The following is an 18471-nucleotide window of genomic DNA, read 5'->3' as shown; positions in this document are numbered from 1 at the left end:
GTCAGGCAATGGGAGGCGTAAGGATGACCTATGACATCGTGATCCGCGGCGGCAGCCTTGTGGACGGCGCGGGCGGGGAGGCCGTGCGCGGCGACCTCGGCATCCGCGATGGCGTGATCGCTGCGGTCGGAGAGGTCGAGGGCGACGCCGCGGAGGAGATCGACGCGGTGGGCTGCCTGGTCACGCCGGGGTTCATCGACCTGCACACCCACCTCGACGCCCAGATCGGCTGGGACCCCGACCTCACGCCCGTGAGCTGGCATGGCGTCACCACGGCGCTGATGGGGAATTGCGGCGTCACCTTTGCGCCCTGCAAACCCGCCGACCGCCCGTTCCTCGCGGCCATGATGGAGACGGTGGAGGATATCCCCCGCGAAGCCATCCTGGGCGGCCTGCCCTGGAGCTGGGAAGACTTCGGCGGCTACCTGGACGCCCTGGAGGAGCTGAAGCCCGGCATCAACGTCGCCGGCCTGGTCGGGCATAGCGCGGTCCGCTGGTACGTCATGGGCGAACGATCCTTCGACGCCGAGGCGACGGCGGAAGAAGTCGCGGAAATGGCTCGCATCGTCGCCGAGGCGATGGATCGCGGCGCGCTGGGATTCTCGGTCAACCGGCTGGAGTCGCACAAGGTCCCCGACGGCCGGTGCATCCCCGGCACCTATGCGCCGATCGAAGAACTGATCGAAATCGCGAAGGCGGTGGCCGATCGGAACGGCATCATGCAGTTCGTCGCCTCGCCGCACGACGAGATGCGCCGGATCGCCGATTCCACGGGCGTGCGCATCCTGTTCAGCTTCGGCGCCGGAGCCTCGGCGGGCGCGGGGCGTCGCGCCTCGGAGGCGTTGGACGCCCTGTGCGATGGCCGTGACGTGACCGCCATCGCCCAGTCCCGCGGAACCGGCTTCATGTTCGGCTTGCAGGGCGGCCTGCCGTTCAGCGGCGACACCTGGCGCAGGCTGCGGCGCGTCGGGTTCGATGAACGTCTTGCCGCGATCCGCGATCGCGACACGGCGGCCGTCCTCGTGGACGAAGGGCGGCAGACGACGCGGTTCGACCTGCGCGAAGTCTACTACCTGGGCGATGCCGAGACGCCCGACTACACCCAGACCTCATCATCCAGCGTGGCTGCATTGATCGCTGCGACGGGGGAGAGCTTCGTCGAACTGTTCCTGCGCCTTTCTCGCGACACCGATGGGAAGGCGCTCTTCAGCCAGCGCATGTTCGCCCGCAACCTCGACGAGGTCGCCGACCTTCTGGCGAACCCCCGGGTCTACCCCGGGCTTGGGGACGCCGGGGCCCATGTATCGCAAGTCATGGACGCCGACTGGGGAACCTACCTGTTGTCCGAGTGGGTGCGGAGGCGAGGATTGTACTCCGTCGGCGACGCGATCCACAGGATGACGGGCGGGCCTGCGCGGGTCATGGGGCTCACCGATCGCGGCCAGCTCAAGGTCGGCAAGCGGGCGGATGTGAACGTCATCGACTACGCGAGGCTGACAAGTCTTCGGCCTGAGATCCTCCACGACTTTCCCAACGGAGCGCCGCGTTTCTCGCTGCGCGCACGCGGCTATCGCGCCACGATCATAAACGGGAAGGTCAACATTCGGGATGATCAACTCACCGGATCGCGGAACGGCTCGGTGCTTCGATCTTCCCTTGCGAATTGAGCGCCTGGCGTAGCTGGCCGCGCGATACCGTACGGAACCTGACTGCCCGACGAAGGGACGCTCAAGGCCCCCGAAGCGCGCGACGCCGCCGGGGATGGAGATCGCCCTGGGATCCCGGCCGATGCGCCGGCCGCGCCGGCTTTTCGACTGCGCCATCGGGCGCGCTGCCCGGCCCGAGCCCGCTTGCAATTGACGTGCGGCCCATAGTACTACTGACAAAACGTCAATATTATGCCAGCTTCTAGGGTGGCTCAGTAGCGCGAGGGAAGACCAGATGAACGCCCGCTCACTGCCCGGTTTCGAGTCGATCAACGTCGGCGTCGAAGGCCCGGTCGCCGTCGTGACCTTGAACCGGCCCGAGCAACTGAATGCCTGGGACTGGGAGATGTCCCTGGAGCTCAGCAACGCCTACGAGGCCCTGGACCGCGATGACTCCGTCCGCGCCATCGTGCTCACCGGCGCCGGGGACGCCTTTTGCGCGGGGGCGGCGCTTCAACCCGATGGCGCAAATTGGACGAACGGCCGCCGGGAAGAGATCGCGAAGCTGCACAGGCGGCTCGTGGGGCCCAGCGACCTGCACACCCCCGTCATAGCGGCCATCAACGGAGCGGCCGTAGGCGCGGGAATCACCATGGCGATGGGCGCCGATATCCGCATTGCTGCGGACGACGCCATCATCGGCTTCGTCTTCCACCGGCGAGGGGTGATACCGGACGGCGACCTCCTGTGGAGTCTGCCGCGCCAGATCGGCTATGGCTCAGCCATGGAGTTGCTCCTGACGGGGCGGAAGTTCACCGGCGCCGAGGCCTGCCGGCTGGGGCTGGTGGTGCGGGCCGTCCCTCGCGATCAGGTGCTGCAAGTGGCGATGGATATGGCGAACGAGATCGCCGAGAACGTGGCGCCCATCGCCGCGGCCCTCACCAAGACGGCCGCCCGAAAGCTGCTGGACGAGCCTGACAGATCGAGGGCGCGCGCCGTACAGGATCGCATCTTCCGGTGGTCGGTGCGCCAAACGGATGCGGCGGAGGGCGTCAATGCCTTCAAGGAACGCCGGTCGCCCAATTGGCGTCTGTCGGCCCACTCGGACTTCCCGGCGGAGCTCTTCGACGACGGTCGTGAGTGACCCGGCGGCGGGCAGGCGGCGGGGTTGGGGCAGGGGCGTGACTCCGCCAGGTCAAGGATAGGGAAGGACGCACATGCGCCGCCGCGATCTGATCGGCCTGGCCGGATGGGGCGCCGCCACGCTGGCCGGCTGTGCGACGTTGTCGCGACCCGATGCCGAGGACATCACGGGCGATGTCGCGCGCGGCCTGGAGCCTGTGCGCGACGCCTTCCTGCGCTCGCATGCCGACGACCCCGGGGGCGCCCAGCTCGCCGTCTACAGGAATGGTCGGCGGGTCGTCGACCTGTGGACGGGTACGGACCCGGTGAAGAAACAGCCCTTCACCGCAGAGAGCCTCACCACGGTCATGTCCTGCACCAAGGGCTGGACAGCCATCGTCGCACACGACCTGGCCCAGCGGGGGGTCATCGACATCGACGCGCCTGTGACGCGCTACTGGCCCGAGTTCGCCGCCAAGGGAAAGGGCGGGACTACCGTTGCGTGGCTGCTGTCCCATCGCGCCGGACTGCCCTCATTCCCGGCCGCGTCCGGGATCGGCTGGCGCGAGATGGCGGACTGGGATCGTTGCGTGCATGTGCTGGAGCAGATGGAGCCGGCGTGGAAGCCGGGTTCGGCCGTGCAGTATCACGCCGTGACGTTCGGATTCCTGGTCGGCGAGGTCATTCGGAGGGCGTCGGGCCGGACCGTCGGCATGCATATCGCGGAAGAATACGCGAAGCGGCTGAATCTCGATCTGTGGATCGGCCATCTTCCTTCGGACGCCGAGGCGCGCTACGCGCCGGAGTTCAGGTTGCCGCTCAACGCCCCGCCCGCCCCCGTCGACTTCCTGAACTCGCCGGCTGCGCACCAGTCGGAGCAGCCCGCCGCGAACGGCATCACCAATGCGCGTTCCATGGCGAAGCTCTACGCGGCTGTCATCGGGCCGGTCGACGGGCCGCAGATACTTCGAGACGACACCATCGCCCGGGCGACCCTGGATGTGACGAAGGGCCTGAACGCCCCGGACGGGACGCCGCGAACGGCGCGCTACGGCCTGGGCTTCAACATCTGGAATCCCGCTCGACAGGAGATGCTGGGACCGACCTCCTTCGGGCATGCGGGGGCCGGTGGCCGGCAGGGCTTCGCCTGTCCGCGACTAGGGATGGCGGTCGCCTACGTCTGCACCAACATGGCGTGGGATTCCTCTCGCGGTCCCGACCCACGATGGGCCTGCATCGACACGCTGCGGAGGATCGTGCAGGCTTGAGGGACGGCGTTCAGGATGACCTGTCCCCGTCCTGATCCCGATGGGCCGTGTGAGCGCCGTCCCCTGTCCCCTCTTCGAGCCTGTCAGGCCGTGTAGACGCAGAACTTGTTGCCGACGGGGTCGCGGAAGTAGGCGCCGTAGAATTCCGTGCCTTCGGGCGGGCGGAAGCCGGGGGCGCCCTCGTCGGAGCCGCCGGCGGCCAGGGCCGCGGCGTGGGCGGCGCGCACCTCGTCCTGCGACGCGGCCCGAAAGGCGATCATGACGCCGTTGCCGGCGCGGGCCGCCTGGCCGTCGTGCGGCTTGCAGATGCCGACGCAGGGGCTGCCGCCCTTCGGGCCGTAGAAGGCCCAGCCGCCCGAGGGCTCGCCCCGCTCGTAGCCGAGGGCGCCCAGGGCCGCGTCGTAGAATGGGAGGGCGGCCTCGACGTCGGCGGCGCCCAGGGTCACGTATCCGATGCTCATGTCCATCTCCTGTCCGGTCCCGGGAACATAGCTGTGAGAACGAACATAGCAAGAACATGAATTGACAAGGCGCGGCGAGAGGCGTCCCCTCGGCGAACGCCAGTCTTTAGGGAGCCACGCGATGGAGACCCGGGAACACTTCGGCGACCAGACGATGGACGTCGTGACCCACGAACGGACCTACCACTACTTCAGCATCCTCACGCGCTGGGCGATGCTGGTGATCGGGGACCTGATGCTGTGGCTCACCCTGTGGTTCGCGACGCCCGCGGGCTTCCTGGGCGGGACGTTCGTCGCGATCGTGGCCTTCGTCATCGGCTACATCGTGCTGGTGCGGCACGAGGAGAAGCAGCCGCTCGACGTCTGGGTCGAAGGCCGCTGATCCTCATGGCGTCGCCCCGGCGTCCGCCGGGATGAGCGGTGCGCGGGCGGCCTACGCCGCCAGCGCCTTCTCCAGGTTGGAGGCCACCTTGTCGAGGAAGCCCTCGGTGGTGAGCCAGCCCTGGGTGTCGCCGACCAGCAGCGCCAGGTCCTTGGTCATCGAGCCCGACTCGACCGTGGCCACGCAGACCTTCTCCAGCGTGTTGCAGAAGTGCTCGAGCTCGGCGTTGCCGTCGAGCTTGGCGCGGTGCTTCAGCCCTTGCGTCCAGGCGAAGATCGAGGCGATCGAGTTGGTCGAGGTGCTCTCGCCCTTCTGATGCTGGCGGTAGTGGCGCGTGACGGTGCCGTGCGCCGCTTCGGCCTCCATGATCTTGCCGTCGGGCGTGATCAGCACCGAGGTCATCAGGCCCAGCGAGCCGAAGCCCTGGGCGACCTGGTCGGACTGCACGTCGCCGTCGTAGTTCTTGCAGGCCCAGATGAAATCGCCGTTCCACTTCAGCGAGCTGGCCACCATGTCGTCGATCAGGCGGTGCTCGTAGACGAGGCCGGCGGCCTTGAACCGCTCGATGTAGTCGGCCTGGTAGATCTCCTCGAAGATGTCCTTGAAGCGGCCGTCGTAGGCCTTGAGGATCGTGTTCTTCGTGGAGAGGTAGAGCGGGTACTTCCGGGCCAGCGCGTAGTTGAAGCAGGCCTTGGCGAAGTCGCGGATCGAGGCCTCGACGTTGTACATCGCCATGGCGACGCCGGCGCCCTTGAAGTCGTAGACGTCGTGCTCGATCACCTGGCCGTCGGCGCCCTCGAACTTGACCGTCAGCTTGCCGGGGCCCGGGACCACGAAGTCGGTGGCGCGGTACTGGTCGCCGAAGGCATGGCGGCCGATGATGATCGGCTTGGTCCAGCCGGGGATCAGGCGCGGCACGTTCTTGCAGATGATCGGCTCGCGGAAGACGACGCCGTCCAGGATGTTGCGGATCGTGCCGTTCGGCGACTTCCACATCTTCTTGAGGCCGAACTCCTTCACGCGGGCCTCGTCGGGCGTGATGGTGGCGCACTTGATGCCGACGCCGTACCGCTTGATCGCGTTGGCCGCGTCGACCGTCACCTGGTCGTCGGTGGCGTCGCGGTTCTCCATCCCGAGGTCGTAGTACTCGATCTGCAGATCGAGGAACGGGTGGATGAGCTTGTCCTTGATCAGCTTCCAGATGATCCGGGTCATCTCGTCCCCGTCGAGGTCCACGACGGGGTTGGCGACTTTGATCTTGGCCATGAGGGGCGGGCGCTCCGGGATGTTCGTCTTGTTTGGGGTTCGTATAGCCACCGGGAGCGCCGACGCAAAGGCTCGTGGCGGCCTCTAGCCCACGGCTTTCACGGCGGCGCCCGCAACCTGGGCTATGACGCGGTCGCGGCCGGCGTCGTCCAGGGTCGATCCGGAGAGGAAAACCGCCAGCGCGTACGAACGCTTGTCGGGCAGGGTGAAGATGCCGACGTCGTTGTGGGCCAGGGAGACGCCGAGGTCGACGCCCGACGTGCCCGGCCGGTGCGCCAGGAAGGCGTTCGCCGGCAGGCCCGCGCGGATGCGGTTCGCGCCGCGGGGCGTGCGCGCCATGGTCTGCAGCAGGGTGCGGGTCGAGGCGGGCGAGACGAGCTCCTGCTTGTCCAGCCTCTGCAGGAACTCGATCATGCCGCGCGGCGTGGCCGTGTCGCGCGGGTCGGCCATGTAGGCGCGGTGGGCGGCGGCGCGGCGTTCGGGGGGCACGGCCTCGCGGGCGGCGGCGAAGGCGGCGTCGGTCCGCCAGGCCGGGCGGTACGAGGCCATGCCGTTGGCCTCGGTCTGGATCTCGCGCTCGTAGCGGTCGATGCGCACCTCAGGGACGCGCTGGGCGGTGAGCCAGGCCATCAGGGCGCCGGGCCCGCCGATCCGTTTCATCAGCACGTCGGCGGCGGTGTTGTCGCTGTCGACGATCACGGCGTCGAGCAGCTCCCGGACCGTGTATTCGCGCCGCCCGGGCCAGGCGGCGGCGATGGGCGAATAGGGAACGGAAAGCTGCGGCTCGAGCAGGAAGACGCGCTCGGTCAGGAGCACGCGCCCGGCGTCGACCTCGGCGAGCACGGCCGCCGCCAGCGGCAGCTTGAAGACGCTCTGCATGGGGAAGCGCCGCTCGCCGTTGAAGAAGAAGACCTGGCCGCTCTCCAGGTTCGAGAGGCCGACGCCCAGCACGCCCGGCCTGGCCCGCTCGGCGATGGCGACCACGGCGTCGGTCATCTGGGCCAGGGCGATCTTGGGGGTCGTGGAGGCGGTGGTCCGCATCCGGGGCTCGCAGGCGGCCAGCAGGGCGGCGGGGGCGGCGGCCAGCAGGGCGCGGCGGTCCAGGCTTGCCATCGGCGGTCGGGACTCCTCTAAACGCGGCATGTCCGAAGCGTCCCTCCCAGCGCCCGTCGTCATCCTGAACGCGACGCAGCTCGCCGAGAATATCGGGGCCACGGCGCGGGTCATGGCCAATTTCGGGCTTTCGGACCTGCGGCTCGTCAACCCGCGGGACGGCTGGCCGCAGGAACGGGCCTGGGCGCTGGCCTCGGGGGCCGAATGGCCGCTGAACGCGGCGCGGGTCTACGACAGCGTGGCCGCGGCGATCGCCGACCTGCAGGTGGTCTACGCCACCACGGCGCGGCCGCGGGAGCTGACCCTGCCGGTGCTGACGCCGCGGGCGGCGGCGGCGGAGCTGGCCGAAGCGGCGGGGCAGGGGCAGAAGACGGGCCTGCTGTTCGGCGGCGAGCGGGCCGGGCTGGAGACGGCCGATATCGCGCTCTGCCAGGCGGTGGTGACGATCCCGATCGACCCGCGGTTCCGCTCGCTGAACCTCGGCCAGGCGGTGGCGATCAACGCCTATGAGTGGCGCACCGCGCAGCAGGACGCCGCGCCGGCCAACTTCCGGGAGCGGTCGGAACCGGCGACCGGCGAGGCGCTGCTGGGCCTCTACGAGCACCTGGAGCGGGAGCTGGACGCGGCGGGGTTCTTCCACCCGCCGGAGAAGACGCCGAACATGATCCAGAACCTGCGCTCCGCGCTGGGGAAGGCGCGGTTCACCGACCAGGAGGTGCGCACGCTGCGGGGCGTCGTGACGGCGCTTTCGCGGGGCCGCGGCAAGGTGCTGGAGAAGATCGCGAAGAAGAAAGGCGAGGGATCATGACGCTGCGCGCCCTGCTGGACGGCCTGCCGGTCCCGATCCTCCAGGCGCCGATGGTGGGCGCCTCGCTGGACGGCCTGGCGCTGGCGGTGAACGCCGCGGGCGGGATGGGGACGCTGGCGGCGGGCGCGCTGGCGCCGGCGGACATCGCCGCGGCGATCGCGGCCATGAAGGCGGCCAGCGACCGGCCGTTCGGCGTGAACCTGCTGATGGCGCCCAGGGTTTCGCCCGATGCGGCGACGGTGGAGGCCGCGCTCGAGCGGCTCGCGCCCTGGTACGCGGAACTCGGCGAGGCGCCGCCGGAGACGCCGAACCAGTACGCGCCGGATTTCGAGGCGCAGCTTGCGGCGGTCGTGGCGGCGGCGCCCGCGGTGGCGTCCTTCACCTTCGGCATCCTGACGCGGGACCAGGCGGCGGCGCTGCGGGCGGCGGGGACCTATGTGGTCGGCACGGCGACCTCGGTGGCGGAGGCGCGGGCCTGGGCCGAGGCGGGCGCCGACGGGATCTGCGCGCAGGGGTTCGAGGCGGGCGGGCACCGCGGCCACTTCCTGGCCGAGCTGGACGCGAGCCTGGTGGGCACGATGGCGCTGGTGACGACGATCCGGGCCGCGGTCGACCTGCCGGTGATCGCGGCGGGCGGGATCATGGACGGGCGGGGCGTGGCCGCCGTGCTGGCGCTGGGCGCCTCGGCGGCGCAGATGGGCACGGCCTTCCTGCTGGCCGACGAGGCGACGACGTCGAAGCCGTGGCAGCGCGCGGTGAGCGAGGCCGGCGACGAGGCGACGCGGCTGACGCGGGCCTTCACCGGCCGCTACGCCCGCGGCGTCGAGAACAGGTTCATGCGTCTGATGCATGGGGTGCAAGGCCAGGTCCCCGCCTATCCTGTGCAGAACCGGCTGACCCAGCCGCTGCGCGCCGCCGCCGCCAAGGCCGACGATCCGGAGATGCTGTCGCTCTGGGCCGGCCAGGCCGTCGGCCTCGCGCGGCCGGGCGCGGCGGGGGAGATGGTCCGCCGCTGGTGGGCCGAGGCAAGAAAAGCGGCCGCAGACCTCGCGGCGAGGACCGGGAGACCTGAGTGAGCGACCTACGGACGGCGGCGCGTGAGGCGTTCGTCTATGCGCTGCCGCTGATCGAGGTGGCGACCACGCGCCAGCGCGGCATGGGGCTGGGCCAGTCGATGGGCGCGATCACCCACGTGCGCAACCTGGCGAACCACCGCCACCGGGCGGTGACGACGCCGAACACCGACACGCTCTATTCGACGGCGCACATCGACCTCGCGGCCGGGCCGGTCACGTTCGTATTGCCGGCGGCGGGGGACCGCTATCTCTCGCTGGCGCTGATGGACGCCTACACCAACAACTTCGCCATCCTGGGCACGCGCACGACCGGGCCGGACGGCGGCACGTTCCGGCTCGTGGGTCCGGGCGAGGCGGCCGAGGGGCCGAACGTGATCCGTTCGCCGACCAACCACGTCTGGGCGCTGGCGCGGATCCTGGTGGCGGGCCCGCACGACCTGGAGGCCGCGCGCGCGGTGCAGGCGGGGATTTCGCTGCAGGGACCGGACGCGGCGTGCCCGGGCCCCTACGCGGCGCGGACGGCGGACTGGCGCGAGCTGTTCGGGGCGGTCGCGGCGCTGATGGCGGCCAATCCGCCGCCGGTCACCGACCTCGGGAAGCTGCGCCAGATCGCGCCGCTGGGCCTGCTGGAGGGCTTCGATCCGGCACGGTTCGACGCCGCCGAAGTCGCGGAGATCGAGGCGGGGCTGGCCGAGGGGCGCAAGGCCGTCCGCGGCGGCGGCGGGCTGGGCGGCGAGGCCTTCAGCGAGGGCTGGACCTATCCGACCGCGCGACTGGGCGACTTCGGCCAGGACTATGCGCTGCGCGGGACGGTGGCGCTGGGCGGGCTGGCGGCCCTGCCGCCCGAAGAGGCCATGTACATGCAGGCCGAGGGGCCGGGCCCCCGGAAGCTGTTCGACGGGACCCAGGGCTGGCGGCTGCACTTCCCGGCGGGGCAGCACCTGCCGGTCGACTCGTTCTGGTCGCTCAGCCTCTACGAGGCGATGGACGACGGGCAGTTCTTCTTCACCGACAACCCGCTGAACCGCTACGCCATCGGCGACCGCACGCCGGGCCTCGCCTGCAATCCCGACGGCTCGCTCGACATCTGGATCGGCCACGAGAGCCCCGGCGCCGAGCGCGAGGGCAACTGGCTGCCGGCGCCGGCCGGGCCGTTCGCGCTCTTCATGCGGGCCTACCTGCCGAAGCCGGAGTTGCTCCAGGGCTATTACCGCATGCCTCCGGTCGAGGTTGCCTGAAGCCCGCCACGACGTAGGGTCGCGGCGGATCTGATGGAGGCGAAGTCTTGAACAGGCGTGAGGCGCTGGCGTTGCTGGCGGTGATCGGGGCGGCGCCGGCGGCGCGGGCGTTCGCGGCGGCGGGCGATCTCAAGGCGGCGGCGCGGGAGGCGTGGCTCTATGGCCTGCCGCTGATCGAGATGGCGACGACGCGGGCCCGCGCGCTGAAGGGCGACGGGACCATCGGCGCCGGGCTGAACGCCTTCCGCCACACCCGCCAGTTGGCCACGGACAAGAGCCGCGGCGTCACCTCGCCCAACAACGACACGCTCTATTCCGGCGCCTGGATGGACCTGACGAAGGGGCCGCTGACGCTGACCCTCCCGCCGACGGGCGAGCGCTACATCTCGGTGGCCGGGATGAGCATGTACACCGACAACGACTTCGTCCTGGGCACGCGCACCAGCGGCGTCGCGGGCGGGACCTACACCATCGTGGGGCCGGGGCAGGCGGGCTCGGGGCCGAACGTGGTGCGGCTGAGCACGCCGCACGGCTGGCTGCTGGTGCGCACGCTGGTCGACGGGCCGGGCGATCTCGCCGCCGTGCATAGGGTGCAGGACGCGCTGGGGCTGAAGGGCCCGGCCGCGGCCCCGCCGCCGGCCTACGCGCTGCGCAGCGCGCCGGCCGCCGAATACTTCGCCTCGGTCGCGCGGCTCCTGGGGTCGGACCCGCCGCCCGCCACGGACGGCGCGTTCTTCGCCCGCATCGCGCCGCTGGGGCTGACGGCGAAGGGCGTGTTCGACATGAAGCGCCTCGACGCGGCGGCGATGAACGAGGTGGAGGCCGGCGTCGCCGAGGCGCGCGCCTCGCTGGCGGCGCTGCGGGCCGGCAGCGGGGTCCAGGGCTGGAACTATCCGCGCGCGGCGCTCGGCTTCTACGGCCAGGACTACGGCTTCCGCGCCGCGGTGGCGCTCTCGGGCCTGGCGGCCCTGCCCCCGGCCGAGGCGATGTACATGAACCCGGTCGCCGACCGCGGGCGGATGTTCGCCGGCGCCGGGCCCTACCGGCTGCACTTCGACGCCGACAGGATGCCGGCGGTGGACGGCTTCTGGTCGCTGACCATGTACCAGGGGACGCCGGACGGGCAGTTCTTCCTCGTGCCGAACGCCATCGGCCGCTTCTCCATCGGCGACCGCACGCCGGGGCTGAAGAAGAACGCCGACGGCTCGCTCGACATCTGGATCGCCCGCGCCGACCCGGGCGGGGAGCGTTCGTCCAACTGGCTGCCGGCGCCGGCCGAGGGGCCGTTCACGCTCAGCTTCCGCGCCTACCTGCCCAAGCCCGACCTGCTGGACGGCCGCTACCGCCTCCCGGCGATCCAGGCGGGCTGAGGCGCATCTCACTCTCTGGACGTCGTGGCCGGGAGAAGATGGAGGATGAAACCTTCGGTTCGCGCCGACCTCGTCAAGCGGTGTCCTTGACTCCGGGCCACCCGGCCGTCATACACCGCGCCTTCCCGCCGCCGGGCCAGCCCGCGTGGCCGGGAACCTATGACGGATTGATGCAAGGCCGCCGTTGAAATCGCATTCTCACCGAGAGGATGCCGGCCCGCGTCGAATGAGAGTGGAATATGTCCAAGCGCCATAGCGCCAAGTACAAGCTCGACCGCCGGATGGGCGAAAACGTCTGGGGTCGCCCGAAGTCTCCGATCAACACCCGCGCCTACGGCCCCGGCCAGCACGGCCAGCGCCGCAAGTCCAAGGTCTCGGACTTCGGCCTCCAGCTCCGCGCCAAGCAGAAGCTGAAGGGCTACTACGGCAACATCACCGAGAAGCAGTTCGTCCGCATCTACAAGGACGCCGCGAGCCGCAAGGGCAACACCTCGGAAAACCTGATCGCGCTGCTGGAGTCGCGCCTGGACGCGGTGGTCTACCGCGCCAAGTTCGTGCCGACCCCGTTCGCCGCCCGCCAGTTCGTCAACCACGGCCACGTGCTGGTGAACGGCAAGCGCGTGAACATCGCGTCGTACCGCGTGAAGCCGGGCGACGTCGTGTCGGTCCGTGAGCGTTCGCGCAACATGGCCCTGGTGCTGGAAGCCCTCCAGTCGAGCGAGCGCGACACGCCCGAGTACATCACCGTCGACCACAAGGGCATGGCCGCCACCTTCGTGCGCGCCCCCGAGCTGTCGGAAGTGCCGTACCCGGTGAAGATGGAACCGAACCTCGTGGTCGAGTTCTACGCGTCGTAAGTGTTGCTCCCCTTCGGGGGAGCTCCTGCGAAGCCGGTGAGAGGCTTCCTCCACTGTTGGAGTGGACCCCATCGGCTTCGCTGACACCTCCCCGATGGGGAGGAACCTGGAAAGGGCCCCGGATCATCTCCGGGGCCTTTTGCTATTCCGATACAGGCTCGTCCGCGCTCCCGCTGTTCCGGCGGTAGCCATCGTACCATCTGATGTTGTGGAACCGGCCATCTGCGACCAGCTCTGGGTGTAGCCGCTTGAGAAGCTGGGCGAGGATGGATGCGTGGCGATCGAACAGCCGAGTGAAAGCGGGTGTGCGCTCGATGCCGATAAGGGTGTAGCTGTCGTCCATATCCGTGATCTGCATCGTCACCAGACCACGACCTGCCGCGGCATCGAAGCGCCATCCGTAGGGCGGACTGTGCTCGGGTGTCTCGACCTCGTACCCGAGATGTTGAAGCTTCTCGGCGATGCACTCCGCAAGAGCCTTGCCTCCGAGGAGGAGGGGCTCCTCGTCCGGGTCTTCGGGCCAAATGGTGTCGTCCGGAAAGTCGGCGGTGAACTCCGCGAAGGCTCGGACCTTCACCGCCATCCCGCTTCCTCCATCGCTTCGTTCAGATAGCCGCCACCCACGACGACAGCACGGTGGCAGTCTTGCATACTTGAAGAACGGGTCCACGCGCGTGTGTCGTTCGTAGAGCTCACCATGCGCCCTGCCAGCGGGGCCTTTTGCATTGGCGTCGCATGTGGCGAACTGGCCGGATGAACCGTCGCGTCTTCATGCTGGCCGCCGTGGCGCTTTCGGGCTGTGCGGGCGCGGGCGTGCGGGTGGCGCCGGCGGACGCGCCGCTGGCGGAGCTGGAGCCGGTGTACCGGGCCGACGCCGGGCGCGAGGCGATCACCATCAGCGTCGCGTCCAACGGCTGCACGGCGAAGGCGGACTTCGCGTTCCATGTGGAGCGGCGGGGCGGGGCGACGACGCTGGCCTTCGCGCGCAGGCGGATCGACACGTGCAAGTCGTTCGCCATGGGCAGGACGGAGCTCACCTTCACCTGGGCCGAGCTGGGCGTGGCGCCCAGGACCGAGGTGTTCCTGCTGAACCCGCTCTCGGCCTGGACCGGGCCGGGCGCCTGATCAGGCGAACATCGCCGTGATCCACCCGGGCACGCGGCGCGGACGGCGGGTGGACTGTTCGACGAGGACCCAGGTGGTGACGACCTGGGCGCACATGGCGCCGTCGGGGCCGTCGATGCGGATCATGCGGTCGAAGCGGGCCCCGTTGGCGGCCTCGGCGACCCAGGTGCGGCCCTGGGCGGTCTCGCCGAGCTTCAGCTCGCGGCGGTAGTCGATCTCGTGGCGCAGCGCGACCCAGACCCAGGCGGCCCGGGCGTCGGCGGGCGCGAGGCTCTGCCAGTGGGCGACGCCCATGTCCTGCGCCCAGCGCAGGTAGACCACGTTGTTGACGTGGCCGTTCTCGTCGATGTCGGAAGGCTGGGGCTCGAACGTCAGGCGGAAGACCTGGCGGCCTTCCGGCGGCTCGAGCAGCTTCGTCACGTCAGGCTTCGATCAGGCCCTGGTCCGCCAGCATGGCCTTGAGTTCGCCCGACTGGAACATCTCGCGGACGATGTCGCAGCCGCCCACGAACTCGCCCTTCACGTAGAGCTGCGGGATGGTCGGCCAGTCGGAGAAGGTCTTGATGCCTTCGCGCAGCGGCTCGCTCTGCAGCACGTCGACGCCCACGAACTCCACGCCCAGGTGATCGAGGATCTGCACCGTCACGGCCGAGAAGCCGCAGCGGGGCTGTTCCGGTTCGCCCTTCATGAAGAGGACGACGGGGTGCTCGGCCACGGACCTGGCGATCCAGTCGTGGACGGGGTTGGCGGTGGCGGTGTCGGTCATGGGTCGCCCTTTCGGCGAAAATCGGTCGCCCTGAAGGTGGGGAAGGCGATCCCCGGGGTCAAGCGCGCCAAATCGCCGTCCTAGGACGGCGCGGAGGTTTCGAGCGCGAGCGCATGCAGTTCGCCGCCCATCCTGCCCTTGAGCGAGGCGTAGACGAGCTGGTGCTGCTTCACCCGCGGCAGGCCCGCGAAGGCCGCCGAGACGATGCGGGCCTTGTAGTGGTCACCGTCGCCCGCGAGGTCGGTGATCTCGATGGTGGCGTCGGGGAAGCCTTCGCGGAGCGCGGCTTCCAGGTCGGGCTGGGACATCGGCATGGGGCCGACTTAGGCGCCTCAGCGCGTGAAGTCCATGATCCAGTTCGTCTCCCAGGTCGCGCCGGCGTCGTAGGAGAACGACTGGGTCCAGCGGGCCTGGCCGGGGTCGAGGATCTCCCACAGGAAGCGGACCTTCACCGGGCGCCCGGCGCAGGCGTCGTCGCCCTCGAAGCGGCCGACGCCGCCTTCGAACCGGCCATGGACCGGCGGCTCCAGGGCGCCGGACGCGCCGTCGACCCAGTAGATCGACCAGCGCTGCCGCTCCACGTCGAAGCTGCGGAAGGTCAGGCCCTGGCCGTACTCGCCCAGGTCGTTCTCGTCGACGTTGCAGAGGCCGCCCATCAGCCCCTGGCAGAAGGCGACGCCGCCGAAGGCGTCCCACTCCGTGCAGCCGACGCCGCGGGCGACGAGGCGGCGGTGCGCGACCTGCCACCGCCCGTAGAGGAAGTGGAAATCGCGTCGTCCGTCGTCGGCGGCGTCGTAGGCCATGTCCTGTCCCCGTGGATTCGAGGACAGGCTATCGCGCCCCTGCTGACAGCCGTCTGTCAGCATCACGACCTCCCCCCTCTGGACGTCATCCCGCGAACAGGTCGCGGGATGACGTTCGTGAGGAGGCTTCAGTCGATGATCGAGCCGTAGACGATGCTCTTGAGCTGGCCGCGGAAGTTGAAGGTGCCCGACGGCATGAGCTGGGCCATGAAGACGACGCTGAGGTCCTCCTTCGGGTCGACCCAGAAGATCGTCGAAGCGGCGCCGCCCCAGTAGTAGTCGCCGGCGCCCAGCGTGCCGGTGCGCACCTGGTCCATGGTGGACGCGAAGCCCAGGCCGAAGCCCACGCCCTCGTTGGCGGTCTCGGAGAAGCCCTCGAAGGCGACCTGGGTGAGGTCCTTGCCGCCGGGCAGGTGGTTCATGTGCATGATCTCGAGCGTGCGCGGGCCGATCACGCGGTGGCCGTCCAGCTCGCCGCCCCGGCGGAGCATCTCGCAGAAGCGCAGGTAGTCGGAGATCGTGCCGGTGAGGCCGCCGCCGCCGGACTTGAAGGCCGGCTCGCGGGTGAAGTTCGAGGTCGCGGGGTCGTCGATCAGCTTCAGCTTCTTGTCGGGGCCGCGCTGGTAGTTGGCGGCGAAGCGGCCGACCTTGTCCGGCGCCACGGAGAAGGCGGTGTCCTTCATGCCGAGCGGATCGAAGATCACCTCCTGCAGGTATTGGGCGAAGGGCACGCCGGAGATGATCTCGACGAGGGCGCCGCAGACGTCGGTGGCCAGCGAGTACTGCCACGCCTCGCCGGGGTGGTAGCGCAGCGGGACCTGGGCGAGCTTGTCCATGAACTCGGCCATGGTGTCGGTGGTGTCGGCCGAGCGGATCTTCAGGGACCGGTAGACCTTGTCGATCGGGTGCTGGATGCCGACGCCGGGCAGGCCGCCGCCGTAGGTGAGGCCGGCCATGTGGCCGAGCACGTCGCGGAAGCTGGCCGGGCGGTGCGGCGCCTCGGTCACCATGTCGTCGCCCTCGCCGGAGACCCACACGCGGTGGTTCTTCCACGACGGGACATAGCGGCTGACCGGGTCGTTGAGCTGGAAGTAGCCGCGCTCGTAGAGAGTCATCAGCGCGATCGAGGTGATCGGCTTGGTCATGGAGTAGATGCGGTAGATCGTGTCGTCCGCGGTGGGCTTGCCCCGCTCCAGGTCCATCGAGCCGAACGCCCGCGAGTAGGCGATGTGGCCGTGGCGGGCGACGGCGACCTGGCAGCCGGCGATCTTCTGCGGGCCGATGTAGTTGCGCTCCAGGTGCTCGGTGATGCGCTCCAGGCGGCCTGCGTCCAGGCCCGTCCACTGCGATTGGGCGTCCATGAAAATCCTCCCCGAAGTATGGCTCTTCGCTTGAATGACGGCATCATGGGCCCCGAACGGTTGTTTGGGGAAGGGACGAGATGGACGAGCTGGAAGCGCTGGCCGCGGAGATCGGGGCGATCCTGAAGGCGCGCGGCGAGAAGATCGCCGTCAACGAGAGTTCCTCGGGAGGCCTGATCTCGGCGGCGCTGCTCTCGGTCCCGGGGGCCAGCGCCTACTACCTGGGCGGCGCGGTGGTCTACACGCCCAAGGCGCGCGTGCTGCTCACCGACATTCCGCGCGAGGCGCTGGGGGGCATGCGCTCGTCCAGCGAGCCCTACGCGCTGCTCCTGGCCCGCAACGCCTGCGAGCGCTACGGCGCCGACTGGGGCATCTCGGAGACCGGCGCAGCGGGGCCCACGGGCAACGGCTACGGCGACGCGTCGGGCCACACCTGCGTGGCCGTGTCCGGGCCGGTGGAGCTGGTGACGACGATCGAGACGGGCTCGGACGACCGCTCGGCCAACATGCGGGCGTTCGCGGCGGCCTCGCTGGGCCTGCTGAAGAAGGCGCTGGAGGCTTAGGAAGAGGACGAATCCACATTCAGTCGGAGGGCTGTGGCCCTGGTCTCCCTTCCTCCTCGATGGAGGAAGGGCCGGGGATGGTGGTGTGCGCAGGATCCTACCGGCCGGATGCGGGAGGCGTCGACGCCACAGGCGCCGGCTGCCGTAACGCCCCGGTCACACCACCACCCAACCCTCCTCCATCGAGGAGGAGGGCTCTCGATTGTGCTGCGGCTTCCGTTCGAGTCCTCGACGACCCTGCTTAGGCGACCCGCACCCGCGCCGTCGATTCCGGCAGGTCCTGGCCGAAGGCGCGCTGGAAGAACTCGGCGACGGTGCCGCGCTCCAGCTCGTCGCACTTGTTCAGGAACGTCATGCGGAACGCGAGCCCGATGTCGCCGCCGAAGATCTCGGCGTTCTGGGCCCAGGTGATCACGGTCCGCGGGCTCATGACGGTCGAGATGTCGCCGTTCATGAAGGCGTTCCGGGTCATGTCGGCCACGCGCACCATGGCGTTGATGGTCCGCTTGCCCTCGGGCGTCTGGTAGTTCGGCGCCTTGGCCAGCACGATCTCGGCTTCGACGTCGTGGCTGAGGTAGTTCAGCGTGGTGACGATCGACCAGCGGTCCATCTGGCCCTGGTTGATCTGCTGGGTCCCGTGATAGAGCCCCGTCGTGTCGCCCAGGCCGATGGTGTTGGTCGTGGAGAACAGGCGGAACCAGGGGTTCGGCCGGATCACGCGGTTCTGGTCCAGCAGGGTCAGCTTGCCCTGCGCCTCCAGCACGCGCTGGATCACGAACATCACGTCGGGGCGGCCGGCGTCGTACTCGTCGAACACCAGGGCGATCGGCCGCTGGATCGCCCAGGGCAGCATGCCTTCGCGGAACTCGGTGACCTGCTTGCCGTCCTTGAGCACGATGGCGTCCTTGCCGACCAGGTCGATGCGGCTGACGTGGCTGTCCAGGTTCACCCGGATCAGCGGCCAGTTGAGGCGCGCGGCCACCTGCTCGATGTGGGTCGACTTGCCGGTGCCGTGGTAGCCCTGGACCATCACGCGCCGGTCGAAGGCGAAGCCGGCCAGGATCGCCCGCGTGGTCTCGGGGTCGAACTTGTAGGCCGGATCGATGTCCGGTACGTGCGCGTCGCGCTCGCTGAACGCCGGGGCCTTCATGTCGATGTCGACGCCGAAGGTCGATCGCACGTCGACCTCCCTGTCCGGAGTCAACGTGATGAGCTTGTCGTCGGCGGTGTCGAAGGCGGCCATGGT

Annotated in this window: 21 protein-coding genes; 11 read left to right on the top strand and 10 right to left on the bottom strand. The window is 69.6% G+C overall.

Features of this window, described 5'->3' with window-relative positions:
* The first annotated feature begins 23 nt into the window (after positions 1-23).
* The 3 genes from KF737_RS18220 (at position 24) to KF737_RS18210 (ending at position 4036) form a co-directional block, all read left to right on the top strand.
* Complete coding sequence (locus KF737_RS18220; protein ID WP_296458271.1) at positions 24-1667, top strand: amidohydrolase family protein; 1644 nt, start codon at positions 24-26, stop codon at positions 1665-1667.
* 274 nt (positions 1668-1941) lie between these two features.
* Complete coding sequence (locus KF737_RS18215; protein ID WP_296458268.1) at positions 1942-2790, top strand: enoyl-CoA hydratase-related protein; 849 nt, start codon at positions 1942-1944, stop codon at positions 2788-2790.
* Between the two features lie 73 nt (positions 2791-2863).
* Entirely contained in the window at positions 2864-4036 is a 1173-nt protein-coding gene (locus KF737_RS18210) for a serine hydrolase (RefSeq protein WP_296458265.1), read from the top strand.
* 83 nt (positions 4037-4119) lie between these two features.
* On the opposite strand, the gene KF737_RS18205 is transcribed toward KF737_RS18210, so the two are convergent.
* Positions 4120-4497 (bottom strand): VOC family protein, encoded by a 378-nt coding sequence (locus KF737_RS18205; RefSeq protein WP_296458262.1) that lies wholly within the window; start codon positions 4495-4497, stop codon positions 4120-4122.
* Positions 4498-4618: 121 nt separating this feature from the next.
* Here KF737_RS18205 and KF737_RS18200 point away from each other — a divergent pair, with 121 nt between their 5' ends.
* Positions 4619-4879, top strand: coding sequence for an aa3-type cytochrome c oxidase subunit IV (locus KF737_RS18200; protein WP_296458257.1), 261 nt, complete (start codon positions 4619-4621; stop codon positions 4877-4879).
* A gap of 51 nt (positions 4880-4930) precedes the next feature.
* On the opposite strand, the gene KF737_RS18195 is transcribed toward KF737_RS18200, so the two are convergent.
* Both KF737_RS18195 and bla read right to left on the bottom strand, forming a co-directional pair.
* Positions 4931-6145, bottom strand: a complete 1215-nt coding sequence (locus tag KF737_RS18195) for an NADP-dependent isocitrate dehydrogenase (protein WP_296458254.1) — start codon at positions 6143-6145, stop codon at positions 4931-4933.
* Between the two features lie 84 nt (positions 6146-6229).
* On the bottom strand, positions 6230-7258 hold the full coding sequence (gene bla, locus KF737_RS18190) for a class A beta-lactamase (protein ID WP_296458251.1): 1029 nt from the start codon (positions 7256-7258) through the stop codon (positions 6230-6232).
* A gap of 28 nt (positions 7259-7286) precedes the next feature.
* On the opposite strand from bla, the gene KF737_RS18185 reads away from it, so the two are divergent.
* The 5 genes from KF737_RS18185 to rpsD all read left to right on the top strand — a co-directional run bounded on the left by KF737_RS18185 (position 7287) and on the right by rpsD (position 12607).
* On the top strand, positions 7287-8066 hold the full coding sequence (locus tag KF737_RS18185; protein WP_296458248.1) for an RNA methyltransferase: 780 nt from the start codon (positions 7287-7289) through the stop codon (positions 8064-8066).
* Positions 8063-9142, top strand: a complete 1080-nt coding sequence (locus KF737_RS18180) for a nitronate monooxygenase (protein ID WP_296458246.1) — start codon at positions 8063-8065, stop codon at positions 9140-9142. The genes KF737_RS18185 and KF737_RS18180 overlap by 4 nt, the downstream gene beginning before the upstream one ends.
* The gene (locus KF737_RS18175) at positions 9139-10380 is read left to right on the top strand and encodes a DUF1254 domain-containing protein (RefSeq protein ID WP_296458243.1); all 1242 of its coding nucleotides are present in this window, start codon (positions 9139-9141) and stop codon (positions 10378-10380) included. Before KF737_RS18180 ends, KF737_RS18175 begins: the two co-directional genes overlap by 4 nt.
* Positions 10381-10427: 47 nt before the next feature.
* The gene (locus KF737_RS18170; RefSeq protein WP_296458240.1) at positions 10428-11750 is read left to right on the top strand and encodes a DUF1254 domain-containing protein; all 1323 of its coding nucleotides are present in this window, start codon (positions 10428-10430) and stop codon (positions 11748-11750) included.
* A 239-nt stretch (positions 11751-11989) separates the two neighbouring features.
* The gene (gene rpsD, locus KF737_RS18165) at positions 11990-12607 is read left to right on the top strand and encodes a 30S ribosomal protein S4 (protein ID WP_293478045.1); all 618 of its coding nucleotides are present in this window, start codon (positions 11990-11992) and stop codon (positions 12605-12607) included.
* A gap of 142 nt (positions 12608-12749) precedes the next feature.
* On the opposite strand, the gene KF737_RS18160 is transcribed toward rpsD, so the two are convergent.
* Complete coding sequence (locus KF737_RS18160) at positions 12750-13190, bottom strand: hypothetical protein (protein WP_296458235.1); 441 nt, start codon at positions 13188-13190, stop codon at positions 12750-12752.
* Positions 13191-13360: 170 nt separating this feature from the next.
* Here KF737_RS18160 and KF737_RS18155 point away from each other — a divergent pair, with 170 nt between their 5' ends.
* The gene (locus KF737_RS18155; RefSeq protein WP_296458233.1) at positions 13361-13732 is read left to right on the top strand and encodes a hypothetical protein; all 372 of its coding nucleotides are present in this window, start codon (positions 13361-13363) and stop codon (positions 13730-13732) included.
* On the opposite strand, the gene KF737_RS18150 is transcribed toward KF737_RS18155, so the two are convergent.
* The 5 genes from KF737_RS18150 to KF737_RS18130 all read right to left on the bottom strand — a co-directional run bounded on the left by KF737_RS18150 (position 13733) and on the right by KF737_RS18130 (position 16662).
* On the bottom strand, positions 13733-14152 hold the full coding sequence (locus KF737_RS18150; RefSeq protein ID WP_296458230.1) for a thioesterase family protein: 420 nt from the start codon (positions 14150-14152) through the stop codon (positions 13733-13735).
* Between the two features lies 1 nt (position 14153).
* The gene (grxD, locus tag KF737_RS18145) at positions 14154-14498 is read right to left on the bottom strand and encodes a Grx4 family monothiol glutaredoxin (protein ID WP_296458227.1); all 345 of its coding nucleotides are present in this window, start codon (positions 14496-14498) and stop codon (positions 14154-14156) included.
* 80 nt (positions 14499-14578) lie between these two features.
* Positions 14579-14812: a BolA family protein gene (locus tag KF737_RS18140; protein WP_296458224.1), complete on the bottom strand. Its 234-nt coding sequence runs from the start codon at positions 14810-14812 to the stop codon at positions 14579-14581.
* Positions 14813-14830: 18 nt separating this feature from the next.
* On the bottom strand, positions 14831-15301 hold the full coding sequence (locus KF737_RS18135) for a DUF1579 domain-containing protein (RefSeq protein ID WP_296458222.1): 471 nt from the start codon (positions 15299-15301) through the stop codon (positions 14831-14833).
* Positions 15302-15429: 128 nt separating this feature from the next.
* A complete protein-coding gene (locus KF737_RS18130; RefSeq protein ID WP_296458220.1) occupies positions 15430-16662 on the bottom strand; it encodes a serine hydrolase in 1233 nt (410 codons plus the stop codon).
* Positions 16663-16742: 80 nt separating this feature from the next.
* Between KF737_RS18130 and KF737_RS18125 the strand changes: the two genes are divergently transcribed.
* Positions 16743-17225, top strand: coding sequence for a CinA family protein (locus tag KF737_RS18125; RefSeq protein WP_296458215.1), 483 nt, complete (start codon positions 16743-16745; stop codon positions 17223-17225).
* A gap of 241 nt (positions 17226-17466) precedes the next feature.
* Here KF737_RS18125 and cobS read toward each other — a convergent pair whose 3' ends face one another.
* Positions 17467-18468 (bottom strand): cobaltochelatase subunit CobS, encoded by a 1002-nt coding sequence (gene cobS / locus KF737_RS18120; RefSeq protein WP_296458213.1) that lies wholly within the window; start codon positions 18466-18468, stop codon positions 17467-17469.
* Positions 18469-18471: the final 3 nt, after the last annotated feature.

Origin of the sequence: Phenylobacterium sp., from assembly GCF_019636135.1 — a bacterium.
In the GTDB taxonomy this organism is placed as follows: Bacteria; Pseudomonadota; Alphaproteobacteria; order Caulobacterales; family Caulobacteraceae; genus Phenylobacterium.
Note: the sequence above shows the minus strand (reverse complement) of the source record. Positions and strands in the feature narration are given on the sequence as shown.

Coding starts and splice junctions, on each gene's coding strand:
- KF737_RS18205 (WP_296458262.1), bottom strand. CDS start 4,497: ATGAGCATCGGATACGTGACCCTGGGCGCCGCCGACGTCGAGGCCGCC.
- rpsD (WP_293478045.1), top strand. CDS start 11,990: ATGTCCAAGCGCCATAGCGCCAAGTACAAGCTCGACCGCCGGATGGGC.
- KF737_RS18210 (WP_296458265.1), top strand. CDS start 2,864: ATGCGCCGCCGCGATCTGATCGGCCTGGCCGGATGGGGCGCCGCCACG.
- KF737_RS18180 (WP_296458246.1), top strand. CDS start 8,063: ATGACGCTGCGCGCCCTGCTGGACGGCCTGCCGGTCCCGATCCTCCAG.
- KF737_RS18195 (WP_296458254.1), bottom strand. CDS start 6,145: ATGGCCAAGATCAAAGTCGCCAACCCCGTCGTGGACCTCGACGGGGAC.
- KF737_RS18185 (WP_296458248.1), top strand. CDS start 7,287: ATGTCCGAAGCGTCCCTCCCAGCGCCCGTCGTCATCCTGAACGCGACG.
- KF737_RS18135 (WP_296458222.1), bottom strand. CDS start 15,301: ATGGCCTACGACGCCGCCGACGACGGACGACGCGATTTCCACTTCCTC.
- KF737_RS18155 (WP_296458233.1), top strand. CDS start 13,361: ATGAACCGTCGCGTCTTCATGCTGGCCGCCGTGGCGCTTTCGGGCTGT.
- cobS (WP_296458213.1), bottom strand. CDS start 18,468: ATGGCCGCCTTCGACACCGCCGACGACAAGCTCATCACGTTGACTCCG.
- grxD (WP_296458227.1), bottom strand. CDS start 14,498: ATGACCGACACCGCCACCGCCAACCCCGTCCACGACTGGATCGCCAGG.
- KF737_RS18215 (WP_296458268.1), top strand. CDS start 1,942: ATGAACGCCCGCTCACTGCCCGGTTTCGAGTCGATCAACGTCGGCGTC.
- bla (WP_296458251.1), bottom strand. CDS start 7,258: ATGGCAAGCCTGGACCGCCGCGCCCTGCTGGCCGCCGCCCCCGCCGCC.
- KF737_RS18220 (WP_296458271.1), top strand. CDS start 24: ATGACCTATGACATCGTGATCCGCGGCGGCAGCCTTGTGGACGGCGCG.
- KF737_RS18125 (WP_296458215.1), top strand. CDS start 16,743: ATGGACGAGCTGGAAGCGCTGGCCGCGGAGATCGGGGCGATCCTGAAG.
- KF737_RS18130 (WP_296458220.1), bottom strand. CDS start 16,662: ATGGACGCCCAATCGCAGTGGACGGGCCTGGACGCAGGCCGCCTGGAG.
- KF737_RS18160 (WP_296458235.1), bottom strand. CDS start 13,190: ATGGCGGTGAAGGTCCGAGCCTTCGCGGAGTTCACCGCCGACTTTCCG.
- KF737_RS18140 (WP_296458224.1), bottom strand. CDS start 14,812: ATGCCGATGTCCCAGCCCGACCTGGAAGCCGCGCTCCGCGAAGGCTTC.
- KF737_RS18200 (WP_296458257.1), top strand. CDS start 4,619: ATGGAGACCCGGGAACACTTCGGCGACCAGACGATGGACGTCGTGACC.